This is a genomic window from Bacteroides uniformis (assembly GCF_025147485.1).
Classification (GTDB): Bacteria; Bacteroidota; Bacteroidia; order Bacteroidales; family Bacteroidaceae; genus Bacteroides; species Bacteroides uniformis.
The window spans coordinates 4,192,968-4,210,196 of sequence record NZ_CP102263.1 but is presented as its reverse complement, the minus strand read 5'-3'; the positions used below and the strand labels follow the sequence as shown (position 1 = coordinate 4,210,196).

General features: G+C 45.5%; 7 protein-coding genes. 6 read left to right on the top strand and 1 reads right to left on the bottom strand.

What is annotated here, in order from left to right:
- Positions 1-13: 13 nt before the first annotated feature.
- Positions 14-1,429, top strand: coding sequence for an alpha-d-galacturonidase (locus tag NQ510_RS17120; protein WP_005831634.1), 1,416 nt, complete (start codon positions 14-16; stop codon positions 1,427-1,429).
- Positions 1,430-1,603: 174 nt separating this feature from the next.
- Here NQ510_RS17120 and NQ510_RS17115 read toward each other — a convergent pair whose 3' ends face one another.
- Positions 1,604-5,671 carry a hybrid sensor histidine kinase/response regulator transcription factor gene (locus tag NQ510_RS17115; protein ID WP_005831632.1) on the bottom strand — a complete coding sequence of 1,356 codons (4,068 nt, stop codon included), beginning with the start codon at positions 5,669-5,671 and terminating at the stop codon, positions 1,604-1,606.
- Positions 5,672-6,077: 406 nt separating this feature from the next.
- Between NQ510_RS17115 and NQ510_RS17110 the strand changes: the two genes are divergently transcribed.
- From NQ510_RS17110 to NQ510_RS17090, 5 genes are all read left to right on the top strand, one after another.
- Positions 6,078-6,875, top strand: a complete 798-nt coding sequence (locus tag NQ510_RS17110; protein WP_005831625.1) for a DNA-binding domain-containing protein — start codon at positions 6,078-6,080, stop codon at positions 6,873-6,875.
- A gap of 287 nt (positions 6,876-7,162) precedes the next feature.
- A complete protein-coding gene (locus tag NQ510_RS17105) occupies positions 7,163-10,444 on the top strand; it encodes a SusC/RagA family TonB-linked outer membrane protein (RefSeq protein WP_032845404.1) in 3,282 nt (1,093 codons plus the stop codon).
- Positions 10,445-10,457: 13 nt separating this feature from the next.
- Positions 10,458-12,419, top strand: coding sequence for a RagB/SusD family nutrient uptake outer membrane protein (locus tag NQ510_RS17100; protein ID WP_005831621.1), 1,962 nt, complete (start codon positions 10,458-10,460; stop codon positions 12,417-12,419).
- Positions 12,420-12,803: 384 nt separating this feature from the next.
- Positions 12,804-15,623, top strand: coding sequence for a family 43 glycosylhydrolase (locus NQ510_RS17095; RefSeq protein WP_167320996.1), 2,820 nt, complete (start codon positions 12,804-12,806; stop codon positions 15,621-15,623).
- A 76-nt stretch (positions 15,624-15,699) separates the two neighbouring features.
- Positions 15,700-17,226, top strand: coding sequence for a glycoside hydrolase family 30 protein (locus NQ510_RS17090; RefSeq protein WP_005831617.1), 1,527 nt, complete (start codon positions 15,700-15,702; stop codon positions 17,224-17,226).
- Positions 17,227-17,229: the final 3 nt, after the last annotated feature.

Here is a 17,229-nt window from a genome sequence, read left to right as displayed (position 1 = left end):
AATAGCAGTAAGAATGACAACATTAAAAGATTTATTTGCTGGTTTGCTTCTTGTTATCTTCTTTCCCATTTGCTCATGGGCTGAAGGGGTGAAGCTTCAGCCGGTGGAGGTAGAGGCTCCTTTCCCTATGGACTCTGTATTTTTGTGTATATTCCCACAGAGGGATTTCTTGATAACCAAATATGGAGCTAAGGCAGGAGGAAAAAAACTGAATACAAAGGCAATAGCCAAGGCAATCACTGCCTGTCATTTGGTAGGTGGCGGTCGTGTAGTCATTCCCAAAGGAGAATGGCTGACTGGTCCTATCCACTTGAAAAGCAATATAAACCTCTACATGGAGGAAGGAGCGGTATTGCGTTTTACAGACACTCCTTCGGATTATCTTCCGGCGGTAATGACCTCATGGGAAGGCATGGAGTGTTATAACTACTCTCCGCTAATTTATGCATCTGATTGCGAAAACATCGCCATTACAGGAAAAGGAGTATTGGCTCCCAAGATGGATACATGGAGAATATGGTTTGCCCGTCCGCAAGCTCACATGGAGGCTTTGAGGAAGTTATATACAATGGCTTCCACTGATGTTCCTGTGGAAGAAAGGCAAATGGCTGTTGGTGAGAATAACCTCCGTCCTCATCTGATTCATCTGAACCGTTGCAGGAATGTGTTGCTTGACGGCTTTAAGATCAGGGAAAGTCCCTTTTGGACTATACACCTTTATATGTGCAAGGGTGGCATTGTCCGTGGTCTTGATGTCAAGGCGAACGGCCACAACAACGATGGCATAGATTTGGAAATGAGCCGTAATTTCCTGATAGAGAATTGCAAGTTTGACCAGGGAGATGATGCTGTAGTTATTAAATCGGGGCGAAACCGAGATGCGTGGAGATTGGGCACCCCTTGTGAGAATATCGTTGTACGTAATTGTCAGGTAATGGAAGGACATACTCTATTGGGCATTGGCAGTGAACTGTCTGGAGGTGTGCGAAACGTTTATATGCATCATTGTGATGTACCCGCATCTGTGCATTGCTTATTCTTTATCAAAACCAACCGAAGGCGGGGTGGAATTGTGGAAAACATCTACTTGGAAGATGTTACGTGCAAGGATACTGAATATTTGGTTGGGTTGGACATGGATATTCTCTATCAATGGCGGGAGTTGGTTCCTACTTATGAGGAACGTCTTACCCGTATCGAGGGAATTCATGTGAAGGACATTCGGTGTGGTTCCGCGGATTTTGTCTATGAGTTGTGCGGTGACGAAAGGTTGCCACCCAAGGACATTACTATTCGAAACATTGTAGTGGATAATTCCAAGGGAGTCCCCAATCAGAGCCATCATATTACAGGACTTACATTGGATAGTATTTGTTATTCTCATATTCGGCCGGATATGGTGACAAAACCACGGAAAAGATGGCGCTGAAGGCTGTGCTATTGTGTTGTCAAGAATGAATAATATTCACAAGGGCTAAGAAGTTAGAAGAAGTTGTCGCCCGCTCCGGGCGAGCTTAGAAGTTAAAGTCAATAGACAATATATTGGCAGCAATGTATCGGCTTAACTTCCTAACTTCTTTCTGCCCCTCCTCCGGTATCAAGTTTACCCCTGTCTATATCGTTTCTGATATTCGGATGGAGGAATGCCATATTCTTTTTTGAAACAATCGCGGAAGTGTGCCATATTGTTAAAGCCGGTCATTGAGGCGGCTTCTGACACATTATGTTCTCCTGTAAGTAATAGATGTGCACTATTTCTTAGCTTAATCTTTCGAACAAATTCATTGGGACTAAGTTCTGTCAAAGCTTTTACTTTACGATAGAAGGCAGAATAACTCATGTTCATACAATCAATCATAAAAGCGGTGTCTATTTTCTCTACATCCAGATTATCTTCTATCAATGAAGTCAATTTAGAGAGAAAGGCTTCGTCCAATCTGTTCAATTGCGGATGAGGGGATGAAGTAGATTGTCGCTTTTCGGTGTTCTTGACCACCGTAGACGGAACATTTTCCACAATTTGCCGGGCAAGGCGTTTCCGCATCTCCAACAAGTTCTTGATGCGACTCCTCAATAGTTTCGCACTGAAAGGTTTGGTCAAGTAAGAGTCGGCTCCACTGTCGTACCCCTCTTCTTTATCTTGTATGGAGTCCTTGGCTGTAAGGAGGATGACAGGGATGTGGCTGGTATTCATGTTCTCCTTGATGCCCTTGCACATGGCTATGCCATCCATTTCCGGCATCATGATGTCACTCACTATAATATTTGGAGTGTATCTTAACGCCAAAATCAGACCCTCCTTTCCGTTATTGGCTTGCAATATTTTATATGTATCTTGTAATTCATTGGCTATATATTCCCGGATGTCAGCATTGTCTTCCACCACCAACAGAATAGGGAATGCACTTTCCGGTTCGGCATCTTCTGCCATTTCCTTTACAACAGTAACCACTTTTTCTTCCTTGTGCAATGCCTCGGGGTAATTGTAATCGGTTTGTATGCGGAAGCGGAAAGTCGTTCCTTTCTCCACGGCACTTTCCACCTCCAGTGAACCGTGGTGCAAATCAACGAGCGACTTCACCAATGCCAGCCCGATACCGGTACCCGAAGCCTGGTGCTTGCCCTTCGCTTGATAGTATCGGTCGTAAATGTGCGGCAAGGACTCTGCGTCAATTCCATAGCCAGTATCTGCCACTATCATTTCTACATAGCTTATGCCATTTGCCTTTATTCGGTGCATGGAGAGTGTGATATGTCCTGCCCGAGTGTATTTGATGGCATTGGACAACAGATTGTTAAGTATGATCGTGATGATATCCGCATCGAAATAGATATTTTCCTGTACAGGTTCCACTTTGACATTGATTCTTACATGCTCATTTTGATTCAGCTCCTTATATCTCAATCCTATTTCTGTAATCAGATTGCTCAGGTTGCCTTTACCCACAGTCAGTTGTCTGTTTTGAGTTTCGGTCTTGCGGAATTCCATCAGTTGGTTGATAAGATTGAGCAGTTGCACGGCACTGCGGTATATGGTCTGTATTTTTGTACGGAAAGCGGCGGGTATGCCTTTGTTATCCTTTAAATCCTCCAACGGACCGATAATCAGCGTAAGCGGAGTACGTAATTCATGTGCGATATTTGTATAGAAGCGAAGCCGTTCATTGTGCAGTTCTTGTTCTTTCTGCCGATTTCTCTTTTCCATCTCCAGCGAGTTTTTCTCCACCTTTAAAGAACTCTTCAGCAGCAGTCTTTTTTTGTATGAACGGAAGATGAGATAAATAATGCACAATATTAATAAGGTATATAATGATTTGGCATACCATGTTGCCCAAATCGGCGGATTAATGACAATGTGTATGGATGCAGTATTTTTTTCATCCCATTCACCATTTTTCAGCCGTGCTTTAACTCGGAAGATATATTTACCCGGATCTATGTTTCGGAAGGTTATTTGTTGTTCTCCTTCGGTATCATACCACGTTCTGTCCAGTCCCTCCATTTGGTAGGCATACTCAACTAGACCTTCTTGTGCGTAATCTGGTACGGTGAATAAAAAGCGGAATGTATTGCGGTAATAAGGCAGGCTGATTACCCCTTTGTCATTGGGAACTGTTGTTTCTGCTTTTCTGTTTATTACCTTACGGTCAAAACTTTCGCAAGCGATGAGTTGGATAGGGGAGACAATATCCGTATTATTGATAAGTTGTGGATTGAAAGAACAGACACCATGTAAAGAACCGAAGCAGATAGTTCCGTCCGGCAAGATAGTTGCCGAGCCTTCGATAAAGCCTCCTGCAGGTATCCCGTTGTGATAATCATAATTGTAGAATTTCTGGCGGTAAACATTAAAACAGGCAATCCCCGTATAGGTACTTACCCAAATATTACCCAGTTTGTCTTGCTGGATGGCTCGGATATGGTTGTCGGCAAGTCCATACGCCTCATCGTATAATATAGTCTGTTCCGGTTGGTCGGTATCTTTCACATAGACCAGTCCATTATATGTAGCTATCCACAGTCCGTCATCCCGGTCTCGGTAAATTTGATTGATGTTATTGGTACGCAGGCGATTGCCGTCATACAGTCTTGTCAATTGTTTATGGTTTGCATCAACAACGTAGATTCCTACTCCCAATGTCCCTATCCATATTTTTCGTTGTTTATCTTGCATAAGAGCGAATGCAATCGGATTCCACCGTTTCCACTCCGGTACATTCCATCTTTGGATGCTATCATGGTGGCTGATATAGACTCCTTCCTCACTTCCTATCCACATTTGTCCTTGTTCATCTTCGTAAAAAGTGCGTACATCTATATTCTCCATACCCAAATCAATACGCTTGAAAGTATCATTCTTGGGATCATAGCGTAGTACTCCTTCGTCATCAATACCCATCCAAAGTCTACCTTGGCTGTCTTGTTTCATACTATAAATAACGGAATAAGCATGTGACAAGTGTGAAGAAACATTCCATTGCTTTTTTACTTTGTTGCCCTGCCAGCAGGTTAACGTATTTTCTCCTCCCAGCCATATTTCCCCTCCGCTATTCGCTTCTATGCTATACACTCGGCTGGGTGTTTTCACTCCATCCTTTTCACTATAGAAGGGCAGGGTATGGAAAAGGGGGCGGTTGTTCTCTATGAAGTCAACGCCAGTACTATGGTTACCTATCCAGATATGGCCGAATTTATCCTGCATTATGACACGCGTGTTGGGGGATGAAAGTCCGCTATTGATGTGAGTGATGTTCTCAAGGTGTAATTGGTCTTCCTGTCTCTTTAGCTCAAAATTGTTTAAGTCGAGTGTGCTGATTCCTCCTAAATCCGAGGCTATCCACAATACATTGTTTGTTGTTTCCGTGATATGATGTACATTGTCTCCAACCAAAGATTGGGGATTGTCGTCTTCATGGCGAAAGGAGGTAAACTCTTCTGTCATCGGATTAAATAATGCAAGCCCACCATTTGTCCCTACCCATATATTTTTTTTATGGTCTATGTAAATGCTTCGTACATTGTTTCCTGGCAAACTTTGGGGATTTTGGGCATCATGATAGAATTTTTTCACCGTTTTATTTTTCAGGTTGATTATGCTCATCCCTTCAGTAATATGTCCTACATACAAATAACCGTTGTTGTCATCTCTGCAACAACGATTGCAGTCTTTCAATCCTGATAGTGTAGAAGAATTATAGACATATATCTTGTGCGTATTTCGGTTGTAATAACTTATTCCGTTATCCACATGAGTAATCCATAAACCTTCATCACCAGCAGGCATGATATCTGTGATAGCATCACTGGCAAGTCCTTCTTTGGTACTCAGGTGGCTGAATTGCGATGTATGGCAGTCGAATATGCTTATGCCTTTTTGTCTGGAGCCTGCCCATACGCTATTGCTCTTCGCATCATAGTACACGGTTGTCAATTCATTGCTTGCCAATCCGGAGTTGTTTTCCCGGTATATGGTATTTCCGTTGCCAGTCCATCGGTTCAGTCCCTCTTCAGTGGCAATCCAAATAAACCCTTTTCCGTCCACGTCCATATCCCGTACAAAATCATTCGATAACCCATCGCGACTACTGATGTTCTTAAACAAGTAGTCAGACTGTGCGATGATGGGTATACATGAAATTGTAAGAAATAATAGTATTAGTACTTTTGCCATAACATATTCGATTAGGCTATTTTTTATTATCTTTTCTTTTTATGTAGACAAATATTGCTTTGACAATGGCAAAGATAATGTTTCATGGTGAAAGGAACAAAAAAATGGAAATGAAGAGTATTGTCTGCCATACTTGTGTCGAAGAAAAAAAGATTTCCATCGCTTTGTGAAAGATTTCCATCGTTACCGTTATTGTTTTTCCATCTGTCGTCATGCTTCGATAAATATTTAGAAAGAATAGTAGCGGCATAAGGAAGATTTACCTCTCATTCGTACCTCTCATTTTCTATATATTTGCAGCGTTGATATGACATATTAGTTTATTCTATTTTGATATAATAGATAATTTTATCATATCAATAATGCAATATTATATTACCAATGTTAACAAAAAGACTATGAAAGTATGGCAAAAAATGTATTAAGGGCATGGTTGGTAGACAACACGGTGACTACCGATGACAAGACGGACAAGATTTTCCAACTGGAGACCACCCGTAGCATCGACAAGAATATTATCTTGGACCGCATGGTGGCAAAGAATCCTGGTGTGCGGCGCGAGACGATGGCATTAGGCATCGAACTGATGGAAGAGGTGATAGCCGAAGCGTTGATGAATGGTGAGAGTGTGAACACTGGGCTGTTTCGTGGTGTGGCACAGTTTCGCGGCGTAGCGAAGCAGAACGCCTGGAATGCAGTAACCAACAGCATTTATGTCTCGTTCACTCAGGGCAAGACGCTTCGCGAGGCTATTAAGGATACACGTGTGGACGTGTTGGGAGAACGTCCCACAAAATTCTACATCGGCAGCGGACGGGATGCCGCTACTCGCGCAACGGACTTCAGCGCCACGGCAGGTCGCAATTTCACCCTTTTCGGCAAGAACCTCACGGTGGCAGGTACTGACCCTTCGGTGGGCGTTATGCTGACTTCCGCTATCACAGGAACTGTGACAAAGATAGACAACGCCATGATTGTGCTGAACGAGCCTTCGCGACTCATTATCTTGCTGCCTGCATCGTTGGAAGACGGCGAGTATATGCTTACAGTGACCACACAGTACAGAGGCGGTGGCGGTGCTCTGTTGAAAACACCCCGTAGTACCTCTCATACCATTTATATAGGCGAGGCACCCGAAGCTGGTGGTTCTACGGAGAAACCGGATGGCAGTGACGGGAATTTGGAAGAGAATCCGTTAGGATAAAAATCATTTATTGTGTAAGCAATATAGACAAGTAAGGTATAGGTATAATTAAGGTATAAGAAAGTATTCAGGATAACATATTTCTTCGGGCATACTTCGGACGAAGCTCTCGACTAAGGTAAGCGAAAACTTCGACCATAGGTAGTCGAGATCTTTGACTAAGCTAGTCAGTTGCTTCACTGATATTAAGCGTTTTTTTTGTCTGAAGTCCGAAGAACTTCTTATTTAAGAAGAGGAAATTAAAAGGAATTAACCCAAATGTTTAACCTAATTAAATTTAAGAAATGATGAAATCAAACTCATTCAGACTTCCGAGTAAAGCGACAGCCGTCTTACTGCTTTGTACCGGTCTCGTAGCGAGCCACCCGCTTGCCCTGTGGGCAGAGGACGGCGTGACTACTGTGCAGGCTGTGCAGCAACAGCAAGTCATAGTGAAAGGTACGGTCAGTGATGCCATGGGGCCCGTCATCGGTGCCAATGTTATTGAAAAAGGAAACAGAGGAAATGGAACTATTACTGATATTGATGGAAACTTCTCGCTCAAAGTGAAACCGGGTGCCACTTTGGAAATCCACTACATCGGCTATAAAACCGTAGAGGTAAAGGCTGTACCGGGAAAACCGTTGAATGTGACCTTGACGGAAGACAGCGAGATGCTAGACGAGGTGGTTGTTGTGGGGTACGGCACAATGCGTCGGAAAGATGTCACCGGCTCCGTCGTACAGATACGCCCCACAGCCATGCAGAACGAAGCCCCCAAGACCGTGCAAGACGTGCTTCGCGGCGCACCGGGTCTGAAGGTGGGGCTCGACACGTCGGCCAAAGGCGGCGGCTCACTCGAAATCCGTGGCGACCGCTCGCTGTCCAGCCTGACGGACGGCTCTCCGATGATTATCCTTGATAATATGCCATTTTATGGTGAGTTGTCTGAAATCAATCCTGAAGACATCGGGCAGATAGACGTGTTGAAGGATGCTTCGGCAGCAGCCGTTTATGGTGCCCGTGCGGCAAATGGCGTGGTCATCATCACTACCAAGAAAGGAAAGATGGGCAAACCTGTCATTAACTTCAGTGCAAAGGTGGGCTTCGTAACTAAAGCCAATTATAAAGAAGTATATGATGGTGACGGTTATATGAAGTACCGTGAAGACTGGTACAAGACCGCTACTTACGGAATGAATCCCGAAACCGGGCGTTACGAGGCCTACCAGACGGGAACTATCAAGCCCGGTTATTATGACCGTCCCGACCGCTTGCCTGCCGATGTTTCCATCGAAGACTGGCGCAACTATTCGGTCAATGCCGAAGGGCAGTCAGACCTCGGTATTTATGCTGACCGTGTGTTGACCCAGACAGACCAGTTGATACGTGACAACTTCCTTGCCGGAAGAACATACGACTGGTACAACAGCGCTTATCAAACCGGTATCAACCAGGATTATAATGCCAGTGTCTCTGGAGCGGGCGAGAAAATGAACTACTATATGTCCGTAGGCTATCTTCGTAATGAAGGGGTCATTCGGGGTACTGAATACCAAGCCATCCGTGCCAATATGAAATTGACTACCAACATTACTGACTGGCTGGAAGTCAGCGGTAATGTCAACTTCCAAAGCCGTAGTGATGGCGACCTGGCATTGAATGAAGGCTCCACACTCGCCAACAGTCCCTTTGCCAACTACTGCGATGCAGATGGAAACCTTGCCGTACATCCCATGGGTGAGAAGAACACCTACAACATGGGTTATAACTACGACTTCAACCATCAATATGAGCAACTTGAAAAGGGATATTACGTGCTGAACTCCATTTTCACAGCCAAACTGAAACTGCCGTTTAACATTAACTATTCATTCAATGCTTCTCCGCGCCTCCAGTGGTTCTACGACCGCTGGTTCCAGTCATCCGAACATCCCGATTGGGATGCGGTAAGCCACGGTGCCAACCGCAATACAGCTTCAAAATTCGACTGGTCTATCAATAACACCTTGTCATGGGACCATACTTTCGTTAAAAAACACCATGTCATGCTGACTTTGGTACAGGAAGCTGAAAAACACCAGTCATGGTCGGAAGGTATTGCCGCCCGTAATTTCCAGCCCACTGATGTATTGGGATTCCACTATGTGAATACGGCAGGAAAATTGGAGAGCAGCTTTTCCTCGTCTGACAGCTATCGCACAGCTGTAGGGCTGTTGGGGCGCCTGTTCTATTCTTACGACGACCGCTACATGATTACTGCATCCATCCGCCGAGATGCCTATTCGGCCTTCGGAGAGAAAGAACCTTGGGCCACATTCCCCTCTGTAGCCCTGGCATGGACTTTTACCAACGAAAAGTTCTTTAAATGGGAACCCATGAGCATGGGTAAGCTGAGACTCTCGTGGGGATTGAACGGAAACCGTGCCATTAACGACCCCTATCTGGCACTTGCCACACTCGATATCGGCGCCAAAATGTTTGGTTACTTGGATGCTTCGGGTAATCTGAAAGAGATGGAATACCTGAAAATCGGTCGTATGGCAAATCCCAACCTGAAGTGGGAAAAGAGCGAGGCCTACAACGTGGGCTTGGACTTCGGTTTCCAGAACAACCGCATCACCGGTTCTTTGGAAGGCTATGTGATAAAAACCAAGGATATGATTATGGGGCGTACGCTTCCTCCTTTCACCGGTTTCAATGACATTGCCACCAACTTGGGAGAGGTACAGAACAAAGGTGTGGAACTAATCATCAACTCACAGAATATGGCAACAAAGAACTTTGAGTGGAACACCAGTTTCAGCTTTGCTTACATGGATAATAAAGTGAAGCACCTTTATGGCGAATATGAAGATGTGCTCGATGCCAACGGAAACATTGTGGGTAGCAAGGAAAAAGACGAATATGGCAAATGGTGGATAGGACGCCCCATCGCTGCGATATGGGATTACCGTGTCACCGGTATCTGGCAACCCGACGAGATTGAAGAAGCTAAGAAAGTAGGCCAGCTACCGGGTGACCCCAAAGTGGCCAACAACTACACGGAAGACGACATCATCAATTCCGATGGCAGTCGTACCCCTGTTTATAACGACAAGGATAAGGAGTTCTTGGGACAAACTACTTCTCCTTACATTCTTTCCATGCGGAACAACTTCACTATCCTGAAAAATATCGACTTCTCCTTCAATCTCTATTCCTGTATCGGTTCCAAGATGAAAGACACCTCCTACCTGAACCAAGTGAACGCTTCAGAAATAGATTATGGCTTGAATCAGAGTATAAAAGAATACTGGACTCCGGAGCATCAGTCCAACACGTATGCACGGCTCAATTCTAAAGGACCTACGGGAGTAAATTCACCGGCAAGGTATATTGACCGCTCGTTCATCCGTCTCGAAAACATTTCGATTGGGTATACCTTCCCGAAATCCATTGTTTCCAGATGGGGACTTTCTAATTTGAAGGTTTATGGCACCATCCGTAATGCTGCCCTTTGGACCATGTCTCATTGGAAACTGAACGACATAGAGACCGGTGGTCTTGCACCTCGCACTTATTCTTTAGGTATAAATGTAACTTTATAAAACAGCACTCATTATGAACAACAATAGATTAAACAATAAGAAAAAAGGACTGTCTGGTTTAACAGCGGCTGCATGCGGCCTGCTTCTTCTCTGCGGATGCTCGGATTTTTTGGAGCCTAAACCGCTTTCCTTCTATGACCCGACAACCACATTTACCACAGAAGCCGGTCTGCAAGCCACCATGGCAGCTGCCGACAAGCAACTACGTGACATTTGGATAAACGGTGAAAGCAATGCTCTTGCCTTGGAATATCGCCTTTCGGAATTGGCGGCTAACGGGAAAACGGATGAAAGCAATCCTTTTTGTGACATCAACGGTACGCTGACACCTACCAACATGCGCGACCAGACCGGATGGTTCTGGAATGATGTTTATTACTCCGGCATCAAGTTTCCCAATACGATTTTGACCTACATCAACGGGGTGGAAGGGCTTGAAGAAGCCACCAAGAATGCCTATATAGGCCGTGCATATTTTCATCGTGCAATCCGTTACCTGAATCTGGTGTTCCAGTTCAAGGACATTCCTCTGCTGACCAAAGTCATTTCAGTACCTAAACAGAATTACGCTACTACTGACCGCAAGGCCATTTTGGATATGATAACCAAAGATATGGAGTTTGCCGTGGAATGGGTGCCCGAGCAAAAGGACATGGATATGGTCGGCCAAGTGAACAAGGGCGCATGCCGCCAACTCCTGATAAAGTGCTATTTGGCCACCGGGCAATGGGAAAAGGCAAAAGAACAGGCTGATATCCTTATAGATAAATCCGGTTATGAACTGATGAAAGAACCTTTCGGTACTTTTGTAGAGAGTGGGGAGCCTGAAACTTGGAAGATAACCCGTAATGTTATCTGGGATTTGCATCGTGCAGAGAACAAGCTGACGAGTGCCAATAAGGAGGTAATCTATGGCATTGTCAGCCGTGGATCGGGAGAATCCTTAAATGAATTTCATACTATGCGTGCCTTCGGACCGTTTTGGACAGATGCTAAAATCAAGGGACCGGATGGGAAACCTGGTGCTACGAATTTTGCCCGTAACAACGCCAAGTATAACAAAAAGTATGACTTTGTGCGGGTCATAGGTCGTGGTATAGCCAATATCCGTCCCACTTACTTCGCCACCCACACTTTGTGGCAGGTGAATGGTATGGACGATAAAGGTGACTTGCGCCATAGTGCTAAGGTGGGTAACTGGTTCCCCATGGATTCGCTGAAATACAATGACCCGGCATCGGCTTATTATGGCAAGACGTACGCAGAGGTACGTCCGGATTGTTCGCAAGACACCATCCGTTCCTGGTTCGATTTTCCTCTGTATAAAATCTATTTAAAGGATGTAGTAGCTGAAGGCAAGCCGCAAGAAAACAACTTCAAAGGCGCAACCAAAGGGTCTATCGCCGACTGGTATATCTATCGTTTGGCTGAGACGTACCTGCTCCGCGCCGAAGCTAAATTCTACATGGGCGATGCAACCGGTGCGGCAGACGATGTAAATGAAGTGCGGAAGCGGGCACATTGCGAACAACACTACACCACTGTTACCATCGGAGACATCATGAACGAACGTGCCCGTGAACTCTATCTCGAAGAGTTGCGTCAGGTGGAACTAAGCCGTGTCTCCTACTGCCTTGCACTGAGTGGAAAGCCTGATGAATGGGGGAATGTTTATGATGTGAATACTTACGATCGGCAAGAAGGTACTGATGCCAACGGGGGTAGCTATTGGTATCAGCGGATAGTGCATTACAGTGGCTTGTACAACACGGGCAAACCAATCAATGCCAATGGACGTGTATTCAACTACGAAATAGGTAAGCACAACCTGTACTGGCCGGTTCCCAACGAGGACATCAAGAAAAACACAGGCAGGCAAATGCGTCAGAATTTCGGCTACGATGGTTACGATCCAAACATCACGATGTGGGAGAATTGGGAGGATGCCGTGGCTGATGAAGACAAGACAGAATAAGATACTCAATAGGTTATAAAGTATATGTAGTATTATTTGTCGGCGAAATACGGTTTGTTTTGGGGGGATTGTATTTCGCCGACTTTGGTTCATGAGTTTTGTTGGAACCGAATAATCACCGGGCAGCGAGTCGGGAATATTAGATTCCGGCTGTGACTGAGGCTGATACCGGAAGCTATATTTTCTATTCCTAGTGATAAATGGGGAGAAACTGAAAGTTTTGTCGGGAAAGATAATCAGTAAGGGTACAACAAATGTGTTATTATGAGATTGATGATAAGAAATTTTTTTATTGCAATATGTTCTATAATTTTCTGTCCTTATAATCTGCAAGGACAAAATGGTGTTTCTTTAGAAACTAAATTAGTACATAAACTGACCTTAGTGGCAGATTCACTAACCAAGCATCTGAAACCTTGGATAGTCCCCGTTTCTATATTCGATGTACGGAAGTATGGAGCAATAGGTGATGGGAGTACGCTGAACACCACTGCTATACAGAAGGCAATCGACGCTTGCTTTGTCGCAGGTGGAGGAACCGTACGGATAGCAGGAGGAGAATACGTGACGGGCACTATAGAATTGAAATCCGGTGTGATGCTGGAGGTAGCCAAAGGTGCTCGCTTACTGGGTAGCACGAATTTGAAAGATTATCCAGACAAGGTGGAACGCTTTCAAAGTGTGATGAACGTGATACACAAATACCGCATTTCGCTGATTTATGCCGAACGGGCGGAACGTGTGGGCATTTGCGGGGAGGGTGAGATATACTTTCGCGGCGAAGCAAAGAATTTTCCGGGACCAGAGACCATCGGAGCATTGGAAGGACGTCCTTTCGGCATCCGCATGATAGAGTGCAACAACGTGGTCCTGAAAGGAATCACCCTGCGCAACTCTGCCGCATGGATGCAAAGTTATATTTATTGTCGCGACTTAATATTCGATGGCATTACCGTGTTTAACCATGCCAATCACAACAATGACGCACTTGACCCGGACGGGTGTAAGAATGTCATTGTAAGAAACTGTTTTTTCAGTTCGCACGATGATGCCATGTGTCTGAAAAGTGCCAGTGCCAAACCTTGCGAAAACATACTGATAGAAAACTCTACCTTCTACTCCACCTGCAATGCTTTTAAACTGGGTACAGATACTCAAGGCGATTACCGTAACATCATCGCTCGCAAGTTGGTGCTGGGTGGCCTTCCGGATGCTTCCCAGTCTTTTCGTAACCGCGATGACTGCAGTACCGGTATCACATTGGCTACCGTGGACGGAGGAAACATCGAGAACATCTTGATACAAGATATAGAGATAAACCGTAGCCGTTGCCCCATCTTTCTCCGTATCGGTAATCGCGGACGCCGGCTCAACGAGAAGATGGAGCATCCCGGATATTTGAAGAACGTGGTAATCAAGAACATCAAAGGTACGGACAACCGTCTGCAAGGCTCGCTGATTTCGGGTATCAAGGAATATCCGGTAGAAAACGTTGTCATTCGCAACATGGATATTGAAACTGTGGGTGGCGGCACTCAAAAGATGGCAACATTGGAAGTGCCGGAATTGGAAGGTGGTTATCCCGATGCACAGGATTTCCGTCGGAACGGTTTGCCAGCATTCGGTTTTTATGTGCGCCATGCACAGAATATCTATTTCAAAAACATCCACATTACGCCGAAGAAGGCCGAGGAACGTCCTTTGTTCCGTGTGGGCAAAGATGTAGAGAATCTCTGGGTGGACAGCAAGGAGATGGCGGATGTGAAATATACTTTCAGGAATCCCATTCTTGGCGGTGATTATCCGGATCCTACTATCATCAGAAGTGGAGAAGATTACTATATGACACACTCCGCCTTTAACTATCTCCCCGGACTGACTATATTCCACTCACGCGACCTTGTAAACTGGCAACCTGTTAGTGTAGCGTTGACCCGTTATTTGGGTTCTGTATGGGCGCCGGACATCTGTAAGTATCAGGGAAAGTATTACATTTATTTCACTGTGTCACAGGGTAATGATCGCTTCAGCAATCATGTGGTTTATGCCGATTCACCTGAGGGGCCTTGGAGTGAACCGGTGGACTTGAAGATTGGGTACTGGATAGACCCTTGTCATGTAGTGGATGAGAGTACTGGCCAGCGGTGGTTGTTTCTTAGCGGTGGGCATCGGGTGAAATTGACGGATGACGGGCTGTCTGTAGCTGGAAAGTTGGAGAAAGTGTATGATGGCTGGCCTATCCCACAGCATTGGACGGTGGAAGGCATGGCACTTGAAGGTCCGAAGATGAAGAAGATTGGCGAATATTACTATTTTCTGAATGCACAGGGCGGTACTGCAGGGGCACCCACCAGCCACATGGCGGTGGTAGCTCGCTCCAAATCGGTAGACGGACCATGGGAAAACAGCCCTTGCAATCCGTTGATTCACACTTACAGCGGTGAGGAACAATGGTGGTCGAAAGGGCATGCCTCGCTCGTTGACACACCCGATGGCAGATGGTGGGCTGTGTATCATGCCTACGAAAAGGATTATCTTACGCTGGGGTGGCAAACTTTGTTGGAACCGATAGAGATTACGGAAGACGGTTGGCTGAAAGCTCCTTTGGAGAAGAAAGTAGAAGAGGAAATACCTTCCCCCTTGTCACTGAACGGTGCGGCAGACCGTCATGCACGATTGGATGAGTTTCGCATTGGCTTCGACTGGAAATTCTACAAGCGTTACCAACCCAGACGTGTACGTGTGGAAGGCGACACGCTTGTGTTGCAAGCACAAGGTGGTAATCCGGCGGAATCATCGCCCATGATGTTCGTTACGGGAGCACATAAGTATGAAATCAGTGCTCGTATCGAGTGCGACAGTGCTGCCGTTGCCGGACTTATCCTCTACTATAATGACCGCTTCTATGTAGGCACGGGGTGTGATCGGCACAACCGACACAAGTGGCGACGGGGTAAGTATCGTGGCCGATCGGGACAAGGTGATTACACTGCTCTTTGGCTGAAACTGCGCAACGAAGACCATGTGGTGACCGGCTATTACAGCTACGATGGCAAAAAGTGGATGAAAGAGACATTCGGCATGGAAATTTCCGGTTACAACCATAATACGCTGGATGATTTTCAGAGTGTGTTGCCCGGCCTGTTCGTATATGGCAAGGGGAAAGCACAGTTCACTGATTTTCAATATAAAGAGCTGGAATGATGCATCTTATCGTGAATATGATTACTTTTGTCATGAATTTATCGTATGAATGAAATCTTTTAATTAAAGCAGATTTATGATTTTGGATTATTTTAATGTAAGAAAGCTTGTTGTGGTCGCAACTGTGGCTTGGGTAGGAAGTTTTCAGCTTTGGGGACAGTCTGTAATAAGAACCAGCAGTACCGAGAAGGCTGTCTGGCAGCAGTCTAAGGATAGGTTGAAAAGCACGGCGGAAGTATCGCCAATATTCTCTATAACGGGAAATGAAAAAGGTACCGAATGGAAAGCATGGGGAACGACTTTTAATGAACTGGATTGGGATGCGTTGCTGATGCTGACACGTGACGAGCAGGAAGAAATTATGTACAATCTTTTCGCTCCACAAGGTGATTTGAAGTTCACACGTGGACGTATTTCTATGAACTGTAATGATTATGGCCGTTCATGGTATAGCTGTGATGAAGTGCAAGGTGACTTGGAACTACGCTATTTTAACATTGAACGCGACAAGCGTAGTATCATCCCTTTGATTCGTGCTGCACAGAAGTACAATTCGGCTCTCACCTTTTGGGCTTCTCCCTGGAGTCCGCCAAGCTGGATGAAAATAAACAATGACTATCCGGTGGTGAGCAGCCGTCATAATCATGCCAATCCGAACATAGACTATCTGCTTTACGGTAGCGTGGAAGGTATTGATGAAAACGAAATGCAATTCTTGGGAGAACGCAAAGGTAAGTTTCCGCGTCGGCTTGCCACGCAGGACTATTTCATTCAAGACCCGCGTTACTTACAGGCATACGCCAACTATTTCTGCAAGTTTATCGATGCTTACAAAGAGCAGGGCGTAAATATTGATATGATTATCTACCAGAACGAGGCTTATAGCTATACGCCCTATCCGGGCTGTGCCTGGACGGCAGAGGGAACCGTATGTTTCAACCGGGATTATTTGGCTCCGACACTCCGTTCACGTCACCCTGAAGTGAAACTCTATTTGGGTACGTTCAATACCAATCGTCGGGACCATGTGGAGAAGATACTATCCGACGGGGAGTTGCGTAAGAGCATAGACGGCATCGCTTTCCAATGGGAAGGCCGTGAGATATTGCCGGAAATACGCCGTCAATATCCCGATTACCATTACATCTGCTCGGAGAGCGAATGCGGCAACGGCAGCATGGACTGGAAAGCGGGCGAGCACACCTTTTTCCTGATCAGCGACAATGCCGGCAACGGATGCGACGAATGGTTCAACTGGAACTTCCTTCTGCCCGACAATGGAACCAGCCCCTGGGGATGGAAACAAAATGCTTTGATTCAGGTGGACTCTAAAACACGCAAGTTCCGCTATACGGCGGAGTATTATGCGGTAAAGCACTTTACGCATTATGTAATACCGGGCAGTCGGATGATAAACTACTATCCGCAGAAAGAGAAAAAGCTGTACACTGTGGTATGGCAAACTCCGGCAGAGGATTATGTGACGGTCATCGGTAACTTTGGTGACGCGGAACAATCCATCTCCATAGGCTTTGGAAAAAAGTTCCTCAATACAGTGGTAAAGCCCCATTCATTCAATACCTATTGTATAAATCATAAGTAATTC